Origin of the sequence: Wenzhouxiangella sp. 15190 (assembly GCF_003417465.1) — a bacterium.
Lineage (GTDB): Bacteria > Pseudomonadota > Gammaproteobacteria > Xanthomonadales > Wenzhouxiangellaceae > Wenzhouxiangella.
In genome coordinates, this window is sequence record NZ_QVMV01000032.1 from 1 (window position 1) to 14,632 (window position 14,632).

A 14,632-nucleotide genomic window follows, 5' to 3' on the forward strand; every position below is an offset into this window, starting at 1 on the left:
CAGGCTCACTTCTCGTTGGAAACGCGGTCCCCGTTCAGGCTCATGTGTCATTGGACAAGGCTCAGGCTTGCCCAACGGGGGCAGTTGCACTAGAATGGCCGGCTTCCGTCGGGGTGTAGCTCAGCTTGGTAGAGCACTGTCTTCGGGAGGCAGGAGTCGCTGGTTCGAATCCAGTCACCCCGACCATCTCCCTTCACGCGTTCGCCTATCGCGCTTCGTATCGGCCCGCACGCCGCCGAACGATGGGCCTCGCACTTCCTTGCCCGGATCACGAAGCAATTTGGTGTTGATGTGATCCTGACCCCCGCTTCCCGGCGAGCGTCAATGAACCCCGGCTCTTCCCTCTCTCCCGAAAAAGTCCCCTCGCTGCCCGAAGCCCGCATGCGTCATCCGACGTAAAAAGCGATAAAGCATGAGCCAAGTCAACGCAGACGGACCGCTCATTCTCTATGATCTGAAAACGATGCATACAAGGCACGATTCATTCGTTTTCAGCGAGAGGAGCAGATCATGACGAGACTGAATTCAATTATCCACCTAGCCATCTCCGTCACTCTCCTGTTGCTGCTCTCGGGGCACGTCCTGGCCATGCCGGATTTTGCCCGCAAATACAACATGAGTTGCGCCGCCTGCCATGCAGCCTACCCCAAGCTCAACCAGTTCGGCGAACACTTTGCCGGCAACAATTTCAAGCTCGACAACTGGGAGTCCGGAACACTCGATACCGGTGACAAACGCTTGAAAATACCGGAGTATCCACCGCTGGCTGTCCGTGCACAGGGTTACTTCCAGGCTCGCGAGGCCGGCAACATTGACCCGATCAGCGGCAAGCAAACTCAGGCCGACACCGATTTCCAGTCGCCCTACCTGATCAAGCTGCTCTCGAGCGCTCCGCTGAGCGAGCACATCACCTATTACTTCTACGCCATCTTCGGAGAAAAGGGCGGCAACGGTGAAGTCATCGTCGAAGACGCCTGGTTCCGACATGACGACATCTTCGGCTCGGGCGTTGGCATGCAGCTCGGTCAGTTCCAGGTCTCGGATCTGATGTTCCCGCGCGAGACACGCCTGTCCTTCCAGGACTTCATGGCCTATCGGATGGCGGGCATCACCTACGAGCGTGGTGTCCTTTTCGACCGGGCCGTGGGGCCACTCGATATCGGCCTGGGCTTCGTCAACGGCAACGGCATTTCGGATCACTTCGACATCAACAGCCCCGGTTTCAACCGTGCGGACAACCTGTTCGACAACGACAATTCCAAGACGGTGTTCGGACGTGTCGGTTTCGACCTCGGGCCGGTCTCCGTCGGGCTGTTCGGACTCGATGGCACGCAGCGCGGAGCGCGCGGGCCAGCCGGGCTCGAAACCAGCGACCGCGACACCGACAAGCGTGTGGCCGGGCTGGATCTGTCGGGTTCAGTCGGGGGACGCTGGTACTGGTATACCCAGTACTTGTGGAACGAGTGGGACGGCTTTCTCGAAACCGCACCCGAACAGGACTTCTCCTGGGATGGCGGGTTCGCGGGAGTCGACTACATCCCGAACGATCGCTGGGCCTTTTCGGCACTCTACAACTATGCCGATGCGGGAGATTTCGACAATTCCGATACCATCTACGAAGGTATCGACATCAACAGCGTAACCCTGACGGCCTCGTACTACTTCATGCGCAACCTCAAGGGCATCATGGAGCTCAACGTCGACCTGCTCGACGACGAACCCCGGTCGGGCGACTATTACACCGGGCACTTGGAACAGGAGCACTACTTCCTGCTGGGTTTCGACGCTGCCTATTAGTTGGAGTCGCTGATGAAAGTCTCGCAACAGCTACTCGCCCTGTCGTGCCTGACGCTGCTGGGTTGGACCGCGCCGGTCGGCGCGATAGACGGTGCCGGCATCCGTTCCTTTACCGTCGAATCAGAGCCGTCGGGGGCCGAGGTGGTCACGATCAAGGGCCACCAAGGCACCACGCCGCTCACCCTCGACGAGCGTGACATCTACCCCAACAGTTACCCGCCCGAGAAGACGGACCAGTACGGCATGGTGACACTGCGCAAGTCCGGCTGCCGGGAAATGAACATTCGGCCCAGCGACAGCGATATCGCCAACGGCCTATCGCTGGAACTCGATTGCGGCCAGACCGCTTCAGCCGGCTCGAACGATGCGCGCAGCGGGAATACCGCCCGCTCGGTACCGGAAGCCGAGAAGGCTGAATCGAACTCACGCGAAAGTGATGCGGTGGCGTCGAGAAAACTGGAACAGTTGCGTTTTCTCCAGGAGCTTCTCGACGAGGGCCTGATCACGGCTGAAGAGGAAGCCACCATTCGTAAACGGATTCTCGAACAGCCCTGACCAGCCGACGGCTGGCACGATCAGCCAATCCCTTACAATGGACGCGACTTCACAGGGAGATTCGCAATGTCGCTGCTCATTGTCGGCCTAGTGCTTTTTCTGGGCACCCACTCGATCAGTATCGTTTCCTGGCGCTGGCGCGACGGAATGGTCGCGAAGATGGGCGAGATGCCATTCAAGGGCGTCTACGGCCTGTTGGCCATCGTCGGGCTGGTATTGATCGTCATCGGTTACGGCCAGGCCCGGTTGGATCCGACCTGGCTATATCAGCCGCCGGCCTTCCTGCGCCACGTGAACATGCTGCTGATGCTATTCGTGTTTCCGGCCCTGCTGGCGGCGTATTTTCCCGGCCGCATTCAGCAGGCACTGGGGCATCCGATGCTTGTGGCCGTCAAGGCCTGGGCGCTGGCCCATCTGCTGGTCAACGGCACCCTGGCCGACGTGCTGCTGTTCGGCGGCTTTCTGGTCTGGGCGGTGGTCGACCGGATTTCACTCAAGCGCCGGCCCAAGCGCAACATTCCGCAACTGCCCGCCTCCCGCGCCAACGACATCATCGTGGTCGTCGGCGGCCTGGCGCTGTACGTCGCCTTCGCTTTCTGGCTGCACCCGGTACTCTTCGGCGTTCCCGTCATTTCCTAGCGTATAGCCGGTGAGCGACTCCGCCGAATCGCCAACCGGGCACCAGGACCCCGGCGACGTCTTGCGCCGGGTGTCGCTCGTTGTGCTGCTCGGCGCCCTCGCCGGGATGGTCTCGGCCATCCTGGCCAACGGTTTCGTCGCGGCCATCGGCTGGCTCAACGATCTGCTGCTGATCTCGCCGCGCAGCCGGATGATGGAGGAGGATGCCTGGCTAGTCACACTGGCGATCATCATCGTCCCCACCGCCGGCGGACTCGTCGGCGGTATCCTGCATCGCTTCATTCCGGACCGGCGGCCGCACTCGCCTGCCGACCTGATTGCCGCCGTCCAGACCCGCAAGGGCCGCCTGCCCCTTCGAACCGGCCTGCTCACCGGCCTGTCCAGCCTGGTCTCGCTGGGCTCGGGGGCCTCGGTCGGCCAGTACGGGCCCCTGGTCCACGTCGGCGGCAGCGTCGGTTCCGGACTGGCGCGACTATTTCGCGCCGGCGTGACCAGCGACAACATCGCCATCGCCTGCGGGGTAGCCGCGGCCATCTCCACGGTCTTTCACGCACCCATCGCCGGAATCCTGTTCGCGCACGAAGTCGTACTGCGCCACTTCGCCCTGCGTGCCTTCGCACCGGTAGCCGTTGCTTCCGTACTCGGGCACGTGACCGCCCAGCTGATCTGGCCGCAGCCGCCGCTGTTCCAGGTGGCCGAAGCGGAAGTCGCCCATCTCTGGGAATTCGGCCTGTTCGTGGTGCTCGGCATGGCCAGCGCCGGCGTCGCGGTCGCCTATATGTCGGCGCTGCTGCGCATGGCCCGCATTGCCGGAAGCATGAAAGTGCCGTCCATGCTGCGTCCGGCGCTGGCCGGCCTGGGGCTGGGCCTGACCGCGCTGTGGGTACCCGATATTCTCGGCATGGGTTCGGAGACGCTGCGCCTGGCCTTCATCGAGGGCGCGTTCACGCAGTGGGAGCTGCTGCTGGTGATGGTGCTCAAGCTGCTGGCCACCGCCTGGTGCCTGGGCATGGGCTTCGCCGGCGGGGTCTTCAGCCCGGCCCTGGTCATCGGCAGCTTGTTCGGTGCCCTGTTCGGCAGTGTGATCGGCTCGCTGCTGGGGCTGGATCTTTCCGCCCTGGTGGTCTACGCGGTCTGCGGCATGGTGGCGGTGACCGCCCCGGTGATCGGCGCACCGCTGACGACGGTCATCATCGTCTTCGAGATGACCGCCAGCTACCCGCTGACCATCGCCGCCCTGGCCAGCGTGGCCCTGGCCAACCTGGTGGCCTCGCGATACTTTGGCCGCTCGCTGTTCGACCGGCAACTGACCGAACGCGGTCACGATCTCTCCGGCGGCCGCAGTCGCGCCATTCTGCGCACGCATACCCTCGGCGAGCTGCTTTCGGACGACTATGTCACGGTCAGCCCCGATGCCAGAGCGGGGGAAGCACGCGAGGCGATCGTCAACGCCGGCTCGGCCGAAGCCTATCTGGTCGATGCCCGAAGTCATTACGTCGGTACCGTCCATCTTCACGAGCTGGTTGCCGCCGGCGATGACGAACCGGCCCAGCGGTGGTGCGACAGCAACGCATTGTGCATGCGTGAAGATGAAACGGTCTGGGATGCGATGAACGCGATGCGCCACTTCGTCGGTGAGGGGGTCGCTGTCCTCGACAAGGACGGGCGCCTGGTGGGCACCGTCTTCGAATCGGACCTGATCAACGCTTACCTGGAATTGCTCGAGCGGATGCGCAAGGAAGAACATGCCACGGCTTGATCGAATGTTGATTTACCTGCTTCTGGCCGGCGTGGCCGCCGCGCCGCTCGCGGCCGAGGAGGACCCGCTCGTGATCGCGACCTGGGGCGGTGCCTACGAGCGCGTGCAGCGCGAGGTGCTGTTCGAGCCGTTCGAGGCCGAGACCGGCATTGCCGTCGAGACGGTGCCCTACAACGGCGGCACGGACATTCTCGAACAGGTACCGGACCTGGTTGACATGGCCATGAGTGAGTCCCTGGCCGCTTGCGCGGCAAACCGTCTGCAATCGATCGACGATCTCGAGCTGCCGCCCGGCAGCGACGGCACGCCCGCCCGGGAAGACTTCATCGGCGGTGCCCGCCACCACTGCGCCATCACGCACACCGTCTACGCCACCGTCATCGCCTACGACAACCAGGCGTTTTCCGGTCAGCGTCCCGGCCGGGTGGCCGACCTGTTTGATACCGAGACATTCCCCGGCAAGCGCGCGCTGCGCAAGACGCCCGCCGACAACATGGAATGGGCGCTGCTGGCCAGCGGTGTGCCGCGCCAGGAACTCTACAACCTGCTCTCGACCCCACGCGGCCTTGAACTGGCCTTCCGGCGCCTGAAAGCGATTCGTGATTCCATCATCTGGTGGGAGGCCGGCGACGAGCCGGTTGACCTGCTCGAATCCGGCGAGGCGGTCATGGCCTCAGGCTACAACGGTCGCTTCTTCAACGCCCAGCTCGATCCTGACAGCAGCATCGAGATCATCTGGGACGGTCAGGTCCAGGAATACCAGACCTGGGTAATTCCGGCCGATGCCGGCCGCCCCGAGGCCGCGCGCCAGTTCATTCGCTTTTCCACGCAAACCGAACCGCTGGTCGAACTGGCCGAGCGGCTGGCCTACGGGCCGGCGCGGCATTCGGCCGAGGCCCAGATCCGGCGCCACCCCGACACGGGCATCGACATGCGCCCGCATATTCCCACCCACGCCTACAACAGCGCGAACGCGGTGGCCAAGGACATTGTCTGGTACGCCCACACCCTCGATCGCATCCGCCAGCGTTTCGACGAGTGGCTCGAAAATGGAGAAGACGCCGAAGAAGCTCAATAGTCCGCGCGGATGCCTGCGTACAGCCATCGCCCCGGCAGCGGCGCGAAACCGGCCTCGACCAGGCGCTTGTCGAGCAGATTGTTGCCCTCGACGAACAGCTCAACCCTCGATACCCGCCAGCCCAGACGCAGATCGACCAGTGTTCCAGACTCGCCCGTGCTCCTGTCCTGGTAACGGGCGCGCGTGGTCAGGCGCACGGATTCCGCCAGCCGCCAGACCGCGCCGCCAGTGAAGCCCCGCTCGGGGTAGTCGAGGGCGTACTTGATCTCCAGACCGCGCGCGTCGAGTTCGGTGTCGAGCACCGTCCCCGCCAGGTCCACGCGTTCGAGCCAGCGCGTGTCGGGAAACCACCGCCACTCCATTTCGCCCCCGCGGCTGCGGTGGCCGTCGAACTGGCCGGCCTGCCACTGGACGTCACCCAGTGTGCGCGCCCAGTCGATGAGGGTGTCGGTGCGGCGCTCGAACAACGCCAGATTGATCCGGTGTGCGCCGGCGCGAAAACGCAGCCCCGCCTCGGCGTAGTCGGAGCGTTCCGGTTCCAGATCCGGGTTGCCCAGATTGCCGCCCGTCTGCAGGAACAGCTCGGTATAGGAAGGCACGCGCGCCGAACGCGCCCATGACGCGAAGGCCGTCCAGCGTTCATTCAAACGGTGTCGCACGGCGAGCGTCGGCAGGCCGTAGCGCCCGTAGTCGCTGTAGTCGACCAGCGAGAGACCGGCTTCCACGGCCGTGCGCTCGCCCAGCGGCTGGCGGTGCACCAGCCAGGCCTGGGTCTCGTCGCGATCGTGATGATCGAGCGCATTGGATTCGATGCGCTGGCGCGAATGCGAAGCGCCGACTGCACTAACGCCGCCGCCCCAGTTGCGCCGGCCCGACAGTCGCAGCCCCTGCACCCGGGTGGCGTGGCGATTGATGAAAGCGTTACCGGCCACCAGCGTGCGGAACCAGTCGTCGTGCTCGCGCCACCACAACTGCGGTGTCAGCGCCCAGTCACCGGCGCTTGTGTCGGCAGCCAGCCAGGCGGTTCGCGTCTGCGTACGCTCGCGCTGGTCGGGAAAATCGGCGGTGTAGAACTTCCAGGCGCCGAAATCCCGGTTTTCCGCGCCCAGACCCCAGCGCAGGCCCGCCCCGCCCAGATCCGTCCCGCCGGTGTAGAGCCCGCGCGTCAGATTGGCGTCGGCACGCCGCTTGGGCAGGTGGCCATCGGTGCGCAGGTGATCGAAACTCAAACGATGATCGCTCGCCCCCCGGGCGCCGGTAGCTGAGAAACTGCCTGAACGGGTGTCGTGGCTACCGAGGCGACCCTGGGCGGTCAGCGAAGTCTCGTCATCGCGCCGGGTGACGATATTGATCACGCCGCCGGTGGCGTTGCCACCATAGGCCATGGCGCCGGGGCCCTTGACCACCTCGATGCGCTCGATGTGCTCGACCGGCACGGGCAGATTGAGGTTGTGGTGGCCGGTCTGCGGATCACCCATGGGCATGCCGTCGAGCAGGATCACGGTCTGCTCGAAACCGGTGCCGCGAATGCCGATATCGGCCTGCGCGCCGGGCTCGCCGCGGCGCTGGACATCGACCCCGGCTACGCCGGCGAGCAGATCGGCCAGGGTCGCTGCCGGCCAGGTCTCGATCCGGTCGCGGCCGATCACGGTGACCGACTGGAAGCTGCCGGCCAGGCTGCGCCCCGCGGGGCTGGCACTGACCGTCACCGGATCGAACGATGCCGGATCATCCTGTTGTGCCTGCGCCGGAACAATCGCGGCGCCGAGAGACAGGACCAGAATGAACGAATATAGGGCGGCGGTCGTCACGCTTTTCAACTTCTTGCACCGAGGAAAAGCGCGACAGTCTACCTTATTCGACCAACAAAGGTTTACAGGCTGCTATTGCGCATGGACGCTTCATCAGAACCGGCCGCGCAGGCCAAATCCTACATTCCTGCCGGGCAACGGCGCGAAGTTCTTCAGGAATGAAGTATGGACACGGGCTTCCTCGTCGAGCAGGTTGGACAGCTTCGCGAAGGCTTCCAGGTCGGCACCGCCAAGTGCGAAGAAGTAGCTGGCGTTGAGATCCAGCATGTCGTAACCATCAGTCGGCGTCTCGTTGGGCGCTAGGTCGTCGGCGCTCGTGACGTGTTGGTATTCGAGGCTCCCACGCAGGTCGCCGCGGTGCCAGTCCAGGCCGGCGGTATAGCGTGCCGGGGAAATGCGCGGCAGGTTCTCGCCCGAGTCGAGCTCAGCGCGCACCCAGTCGTAGCCGGCGCGCAGGTCGAAGTGGCCGGCGGCCGTGCGCGGCAGATGCCACACCGCCTGCAGTTCGCCGCCGTAGAAGGTCGCATCCTGCTGCCGGGTCTGACGCAGCGGCAGGCCGTCGAGCTCCTCGCCGGTCTCGTCCAGGTAGATGAAGTCGTCGATGGCGTTGTAGAACAGGCTCGCTTCCACGTCGAAATCGTCGCCGTGACGGTGGACGATGAAGTCCAGACCGTTGGTGACCTCCTCGTCGAGGTCGCTTGCACCACGCTCGAAGGTAAAGGTGGCTGCGTGCGGACCGTTGGCGAACAGGTCGCCCTGCGACGGAGCGCGCTCGGCGTAGGCGTAGTTCAGCGACGTCTGCCAGCGCTCGTCGATGCGCCAAAGCACGCCGGCGCTTCCCGACACGGTCGTGAAGCTTCGCCGTGTTGGGCCGTCGCTCGCGAGCTCTTCTTCGTGGTCGTGGTTTTCAAGCAGTTCGTCGACCTCGATCTCGTTGCGCTCCACCCGCGCGCCCAGAGTCCAGGTCAGGGGGCCGGTGCGCTTTTCCTCGAGCGCGAACAAGGCCCAGGAACGTGTATCCCCGTCAGGGATGTAGGCTTCTTCACCCATGGCCGAAAGCGTCTTGTTCTCGAACTGGAAACCCAGCGCGCCGCGCCAGCCGGCCACCGGCTGATGCTCCATTTCGAGCCGCGCATTCCAGGCCTGGACATCGAAGATCGTGTGAGCGCCTTCCGGACCATGCTCATCGTCGTGCGCTTCGCCTTCTTCTTCATGCCCGCCGCCGACATCGCGCTCGGCATGCGTGTAATCGCTGTAGCTGGTGCGGAGCGTCGCGCGGATAAAGCCCGGTAACGGCTCGTTGAGCGCACCCTTGGCGTCCCAGCGGGTCTGCTCGAGATCGATGAAGACATTCTCTTCTTGCTCGCCCTGCTCGTCCTCGTGATCGTCTTCCGACAGGCGCGCGTAACGGAAAGCGTCGAGGCCGTGCTCGTCGTGCTCTTCCTCATTTTCATGCGCATGCGGCGCCGGTACACCGTAATCGGTCTCGAACTGCTTGATCGAGACGCCGAAGAAACCGCGTGAGCCGATCCAGCTCAGGCCCGCCGAGCCGGACTTCGACTCGACGAAACTGTTGGGCAGAACGCCGAAGGTTTCGTCCTCTTCATGGCCTTGTTCTTCGCCATCATGTTCTTCTTCGGGCTCGGCCTCGGCCAGCCCCGGAATCTCGTAGTCCCCGGCATCGCGCCAGGTGCCCGATATGTTCCAGGCCCAGTTGCCGCTGCCGCCGTCGAGTCGCAGCACACCGGTGCGTTCGTCCGCCACCGTGTTGCCGCGCAACTCGAAGCGACCCTCCAGCGACTCGGCCGGAACGCGCTCGGGGATGCGGCCATCGATCACGTTGACCACCCCGCCGACAGCTCCCGAGCCGAACAACAGGGTCGATGGGCCACGCAGAATCTCGACGCGATCGATCAGCATCGGCTCGACACTGACGGCGTGATCGTCGGACTGGGCCGAGACATCGACCGCCGGCAGGCTGTCTTCGAGGACCTGCACCCGGCCCGCGCCGAGTCCGCGAATGACCGGACGGCCGGAACCGGGACCATAACTGGTTGAATGCACGCCCGGCTGCCGCGTCAGTGTCTCGCCCAGAGTCAGACCGCGCCGGTCATCGAGCGCCTCGCCGGAGAGCACATCGATGGGCTGGGCCGATTCGAGCTTGCTGCGAGCAATCGGCAGCGCGCTGACCACCACTCGCTCCATTTCGGCGTGCTCGGTGTGTGATTCGCCGTCGGTGTCGGTTTTAGCGTCCTGCGCCAGCGCAGCCAGCGGAAACAGGCCAGCCAGCAGAAGGGTCGATCGAAGCATTCAGATCTCCATTCCTTCAATTAAGTGTAATGTTATATCAATTCATTATTGCCGGGAAATGACAATCGGTCAAGACGCCCGACAAGCTGGAAGCGACTAGAATGCTCGGCAGACTTGGCTCAAAAATCCGTAACGTGAACCGAATCGAAATCAGACGCCCCGACGACTGGCACCTGCACCTGCGAGACGGCGACATGCTGGCCGCCGTGCTCCCGGCCACCGCCCGCGTTTTTGGCCGCGCCATCGTCATGCCCAACCTCAAGCCGCCGGTACGCACCGTCGCCGACGCGCACGCCTATCGCGACCGCATCCTGGCGGCAATGCCGGAAGGCAGCCGCTTCGAGCCCCTGATGACGCTGTATCTCACCGAGACCACCACGCTCGACGATATTCGCCAGGCAGCCGAGAGCGACTTCGTTCACGCGGTGAAGTACTACCCGGCCGGCGCGACCACCAACTCGGATTCCGGCGTGCGTGATCTAGAGCGCGTCTACCCGGTGCTCGAGGCAATGGAAAAACTCGGTTTGCCGCTTCTGATGCACGGCGAGGTGACCGACGGCGATATCGACGTTTTCGACCGCGAGGCCGTGTTCATCGAGCGACACCTGCAAAAACTGCGCGAGCACTTTCCGGAACTGAAGATGGTGCTCGAGCACGCCACGACTGCCGATGCCATCGACTTTGTCGAATCCGCGCCCGGCCCCATCGCGGCGACGATCACCGTCCACCATCTGATGTACAACCGCAACGCCCTGTTCGAGGGCGGCCTGCGCCCGCACCATTACTGCCTGCCACTGATCAAGCGCGAGCGCCACCGCCGCGCCCTGGTCGCCGCCGCCACCAGCGGCAGCGAGCGTTTCTTCCTGGGAACCGACAGCGCCCCGCACCCGAAGCACGCCAAGGAATCCGACTGCGGCTGCGCCGGCGTCTACTCGGCACCGTCCGCGATCGAACTCTACGCGGAAGTATTCGCGGCCGCCGGCGCGCTGGACAAGCTCGAAGCCTTCGCCAGCCGGCACGGCCCCGCTTTCTACGGCCTGGAAGCCAACGCTGATCGCATCGTCCTCGAACGCTCGGACCGGCGCGTTCCCGAAGAAGTTCGCTGCGGCAAAGACGTCATTGTGCCGTTGTTCGCCGGGCAGGCGCCGGGGTGGCATGTGTCCGAGGGCGCAAGCGCTCGGGGCAATTGAACCCCGGCGGCAACGCGGCGTCCCACCTCCTGCGATGCCCGAAACTACCCCTCACCCGCTGTCCACGCGCCTGCGGCGCATCAGGCGGCGATTTGGCCGCCGCTTGGGCACACGCTCGGTGCTCACGCTACAGTTGGCCGGCTTCGCGCTGGTTGCACTGCCACTGCTGATCGCACTGATTATCGCCGGCGGGCAGATCGACCGCGTCACGCGCGAGGGCGAACAGTTGCTCGACCGCAGCCTGTCGGTTACGCGCTCGGCGCGACAGATCGGTGAGCGGGTACTTGCCTTCGAGCGCGCCGCGCGCCAGTACGGCGTGCTGCGCGACCGCGAGGCGCGCGGTAGTCTGCTGGAGCGCCATCGCACCCTGCTCCAGGGGCTTGAAGACTTCATGATCCTCACGGCCACGGAACCCCTCATTCACCATGCCGATGCAATCCGGGAGCAAAGCCGAGCGCTGTTCGACCGGACCCTGGACATACAAACCGACGAAGACTGGCCGCAGCACCTGGCCGACGAGTTCGGGCGCCTCAATGAGCGCGCCAACACCCTTCTTCTCGACAGCGAAGCGGCCGCCGGCGAGGGTCTCGAAAGACTCGAGCGAATGGGTGAATCAGCTCGCAACTTCTCTTTCCTGAGTCTCGGCCTGACCGTTCCGCTGGCCATAGCCCTGGCGTTGTTGATGGCCGGCTTTCTGAATCGGCGTGTACGCCGACTCGACCGTGGCATGCGGGCCCTGGCACGGCCGGAGCAGGCGCGCATTGAGCAAATCGCCAGCCCGCGCGACTTGCGCGCGCTGTCGATCCGCATGGAGTGGGTGCGCCGTCGCCTGACGCGCACTGAACGCGACCGGCGCCGTCTGGTCGGTCAGGTTTCGCACGAACTCAAAACGCCATTGAGCGCCATCCGCGAAGGCACCAGCCTGCTCTCCGACCAGAGCTTCGGCGCGCTTGGCCGCCAACAGCACGAGGTCATCGGCATCATCCAGTCCAACATCGAGCGGCTGCAGGAACAGATCGAGAACCTGCTGCGCTTCAATCGCTTGCAAAGCGGGACGCAGCCACGCCTCCACCGGATAGTGCGGCTCGATGAACTGGCCGGTCGCGTGCTCGCCAATCACCGGCTCACCGTGGAGGCGCGCAACATGCAAGTCGAACTCGATGCACCCGCGCCGGTGACAGTCGAGGGCGACCCCGACATGCTTGCCACGGCGCTCGACAACCTCGTATCCAACGCCCTGAAGTTCTCGCAGGAAGGTGGCACAATCGGTATCGATATCCGGCACGTTGACGACCATGCCATCGTCCGGGTCGCCGACAGCGGCCCCGGAATCCAGGCTCGCGACCACGATCAGCTTTTCGAGCCCTTCTACCGGGGCGACAGCAGTCACACGCGCACTCGCCCCGGCAGTGGGCTGGGCCTGGCGATCTGCCGGGACCTGGTGCGTGCCCACCGCGGCGACGTCGATCTGGTCGATCAGGCCGGCTGGTCGACCGTCTTCCAGATCCGTATTCCATTGCAGCAACTACGAGAGTCGAACCCATGAGCGTTACCGTTCCGCGCCTTGTCACCGTATTGATCCTTGCCGGTGTCGCGCTTTCCGCCGGAGCCCGATCGGGCGGGGAGAGAAATGACGACGCGATCACCCCCACCGATATCGTCGTACGCGTAGACCGGGCGCTGCGTGTGGATGACAGCAATGCGCATACCTGGTATGCCGGCCTGACCCATGCCGAAGACTGGACCGCCCGACTCGAACGCTCGCTGCTGGAGATACTCGGGCCGGCCGAAATCCGCAACGCCAACCGCGCCCTGGAGCGCCTCGAGCAGCTGGCGCGGGACATGCCGACCGACCGCCGCCTTGAGCAAGGGACCAGCACCACCCTCAAAGTCATCACCGAGCTGCTGGCCCGGCAGATCAACAGTAATCGCGACCGGCAAAAGCTGTCACGCGCGCTGGATACCGAACGCGAAGCGCACCTGCGCACGCTCGAGAAATTGGCCGCACTGCGCGAGATCGACGAAGAGCTGGATGGGCGCGACCGGGAGTCGGAAAGTGAGGGCCGCTAGCCATGGCTGAAGACGCCCCGATCGGCAAAAACTCGAGCGACAATGCCCCGCGCGTTCTGCTGGTCGACGACGACCCAGGATTGCTACGGCTGATCTCCCTGCGCTTGAGCTCGAGCGGCTACCGCGTTGATACGGCTGCCAGCGGCGAAGACGCGCTCGGCCGGGCGGCAAGCCACACGCCCGACGTAGTCGTCACCGACCTGCGAATGGAGGGCATGGACGGTATGGCGCTGTTTCGCCAGATACGCGAGAGCGATCCCACCCTTCCCGTGATCATCCTGACCGCCCACGGCACCATCCCCGATGCCGTCGCGGCCACGCGCGAGGGCGCGTTCGGCTTTCTGACCAAGCCCTTCGACAGCCAGGAACTGCTCGAGACCATCGCCGAGGCCATCTACACCCGCTCCGGCCAGCCGCGAGTATCGGGCAGGCAGCATAACGGCATCGTCACCCGCAGCCAGGCCATGGAACGGCTGCTGTCGGAAATCGAACTGGTCGCCGAAAGCGACGCCAGTGTCCTCATCCAGGGCGAAAGCGGCTCGGGCAAGGAGATCATCGCGCGCGCCATTCACGACGCCGGGCCGCGCCGTGACGGCCCATTCGTGGCCATCAACTGTGCCGCCGTCCCGGCGGATCTGCTCGAATCGGAGCTGTTCGGTTACCGCAAGGGTGCGTTCACCGGAGCCGACCGCGATCACGACGGGCTATTCGTCCAGGCGGCCGGCGGAACGGTGCTGCTCGACGAGATCGGCGACATGCCCCCGGCTTTCCAGGCCAAGCTGCTGCGCGCCCTGCAGGACGAACGTGTCCGCCCCGTTGGCGCAACCGAGGAAATCGAGACCGACGTCCACGTCATATCCGCCACCCACCGGAACCTGGAGCAGGCCATCCGCGACGAGCGGTTTCGCGAGGACCTCTACTACCGCCTGAATGTCGTCCAGCTCGACATTCCACCGCTGCGCGAGCGCCCCGAGGACATCGTGCCCCTGGCCGAGCACTTCCTCGCCCAGGTCCAGGCAGACAAGCCGGAAGGCGAGCAAATCGGTGGTTTCTCGCGCGAAGCCCTACGCGTCCTGCTCGACCACGAATGGCCAGGCAACGTGCGCCAACTGCGCAACGTCGTCGAGCAGGCCTGCATACTGTCGCGCCGCGGGCCCATTCCCGCTGATCTCGTACGACGCGCGCTGCGCCGGGAGACCGGCGGGGTCAAACCACTGGCCGAGGCTCGCGAGAGCTTCGAGCGCGACTATCTCGCGCGCATCATGCGTATGAGCCAGGGCAATGTCAGCGAAGCTGCACGCCTGGCCGGTCGTAACCGCACGGAGTTCTATCGTCTGCTCAAGCGACACCGGCTCGACCCTTCCGACTTCAAGCCCTGAAACCGCCTGTCGCCAATCGACGACACTCGATACCGGCGGTCGAT

General features: G+C 64.7%; 11 protein-coding genes and 1 tRNA gene. 10 read left to right on the forward strand and 2 right to left on the reverse strand.

What is annotated here, in order from left to right:
* The first annotated feature begins 109 nt into the window (after positions 1–109).
* The 6 genes from DZK26_RS09170 to DZK26_RS09195 all read left to right on the forward strand — a co-directional run bounded on the left by DZK26_RS09170 (position 110) and on the right by DZK26_RS09195 (position 5,828).
* A tRNA-Pro gene (locus DZK26_RS09170) sits at positions 110–186 on the forward strand.
* A 324-nt stretch (positions 187–510) separates the two neighbouring features.
* Positions 511–1,797 (forward strand): outer membrane protein, encoded by a 1,287-nt coding sequence (locus DZK26_RS09175; RefSeq protein WP_220336969.1) that lies wholly within the window; start codon positions 511–513, stop codon positions 1,795–1,797.
* Between the two features lie 12 nt (positions 1,798–1,809).
* The gene (locus DZK26_RS09180; RefSeq protein ID WP_147306573.1) at positions 1,810–2,352 is read left to right on the forward strand and encodes an SHOCT domain-containing protein; all 543 of its coding nucleotides are present in this window, start codon (positions 1,810–1,812) and stop codon (positions 2,350–2,352) included.
* Positions 2,353–2,418: 66 nt separating this feature from the next.
* On the forward strand, positions 2,419–2,991 hold the full coding sequence (locus DZK26_RS09185) for an NnrU family protein (RefSeq protein ID WP_116896855.1): 573 nt from the start codon (positions 2,419–2,421) through the stop codon (positions 2,989–2,991).
* Positions 2,992–3,001: 10 nt separating this feature from the next.
* Entirely contained in the window at positions 3,002–4,750 is a 1,749-nt protein-coding gene (locus DZK26_RS09190; RefSeq protein WP_258870796.1) for a chloride channel protein, read from the forward strand.
* 4 nt (positions 4,751–4,754) lie between these two features.
* Positions 4,755–5,828 (forward strand): extracellular solute-binding protein, encoded by a 1,074-nt coding sequence (locus tag DZK26_RS09195; protein WP_220336967.1) that lies wholly within the window; start codon positions 4,755–4,757, stop codon positions 5,826–5,828.
* Here the strand turns inward: DZK26_RS09195 and DZK26_RS09200 are convergent.
* A complete protein-coding gene (locus tag DZK26_RS09200; protein ID WP_181918228.1) occupies positions 5,822–7,639 on the reverse strand; it encodes a TonB-dependent siderophore receptor in 1,818 nt (605 codons plus the stop codon). The genes DZK26_RS09195 and DZK26_RS09200 overlap by 7 nt on opposite strands.
* Positions 7,640–7,732: 93 nt before the next feature.
* Complete coding sequence (locus DZK26_RS09205) at positions 7,733–9,949, reverse strand: TonB-dependent receptor (protein WP_116896852.1); 2,217 nt, start codon at positions 9,947–9,949, stop codon at positions 7,733–7,735.
* A 134-nt stretch (positions 9,950–10,083) separates the two neighbouring features.
* Between DZK26_RS09205 and pyrC the strand changes: the two genes are divergently transcribed.
* The 4 genes from pyrC to DZK26_RS09225 are packed head-to-tail and all read left to right on the forward strand — an operon-like array spanning position 10,084 to position 14,588.
* Positions 10,084–11,139: a dihydroorotase gene (gene pyrC, locus DZK26_RS09210; RefSeq protein ID WP_116896851.1), complete on the forward strand. Its 1,056-nt coding sequence runs from the start codon at positions 10,084–10,086 to the stop codon at positions 11,137–11,139.
* A 34-nt stretch (positions 11,140–11,173) separates the two neighbouring features.
* Positions 11,174–12,685 carry a cell wall metabolism sensor histidine kinase WalK gene (locus DZK26_RS09215; RefSeq protein ID WP_181918227.1) on the forward strand — a complete coding sequence of 504 codons (1,512 nt, stop codon included), beginning with the start codon at positions 11,174–11,176 and terminating at the stop codon, positions 12,683–12,685.
* A complete protein-coding gene (locus tag DZK26_RS09220) occupies positions 12,682–13,209 on the forward strand; it encodes a hypothetical protein (protein ID WP_116896849.1) in 528 nt (175 codons plus the stop codon). The genes DZK26_RS09215 and DZK26_RS09220 overlap by 4 nt, the downstream gene beginning before the upstream one ends.
* A 2-nt stretch (positions 13,210–13,211) precedes the next feature.
* Entirely contained in the window at positions 13,212–14,588 is a 1,377-nt protein-coding gene (locus tag DZK26_RS09225) for a sigma-54 dependent transcriptional regulator (protein WP_116896848.1), read from the forward strand.
* The last annotated feature ends 44 nt before the right edge of the window (positions 14,589–14,632 follow it).

Excerpts from the sequence above, each read along its gene's own strand:
- DZK26_RS09215 (WP_181918227.1), top strand. The coding sequence starts at position 11,174 with ATGCCCGAAACTACCCCTCACCCGCTGTCCACGCGCCTGCGGCGCATC.
- DZK26_RS09175 (WP_220336969.1), top strand. The coding sequence starts at position 511 with ATGACGAGACTGAATTCAATTATCCACCTAGCCATCTCCGTCACTCTC.
- DZK26_RS09205 (WP_116896852.1), bottom strand. The coding sequence starts at position 9,949 with ATGCTTCGATCGACCCTTCTGCTGGCTGGCCTGTTTCCGCTGGCTGCG.
- DZK26_RS09220 (WP_116896849.1), top strand. The coding sequence starts at position 12,682 with ATGAGCGTTACCGTTCCGCGCCTTGTCACCGTATTGATCCTTGCCGGT.
- DZK26_RS09185 (WP_116896855.1), top strand. The coding sequence starts at position 2,419 with ATGTCGCTGCTCATTGTCGGCCTAGTGCTTTTTCTGGGCACCCACTCG.
- DZK26_RS09195 (WP_220336967.1), top strand. The coding sequence starts at position 4,755 with ATGTTGATTTACCTGCTTCTGGCCGGCGTGGCCGCCGCGCCGCTCGCG.
- DZK26_RS09180 (WP_147306573.1), top strand. The coding sequence starts at position 1,810 with ATGAAAGTCTCGCAACAGCTACTCGCCCTGTCGTGCCTGACGCTGCTG.
- DZK26_RS09225 (WP_116896848.1), top strand. The coding sequence starts at position 13,212 with ATGGCTGAAGACGCCCCGATCGGCAAAAACTCGAGCGACAATGCCCCG.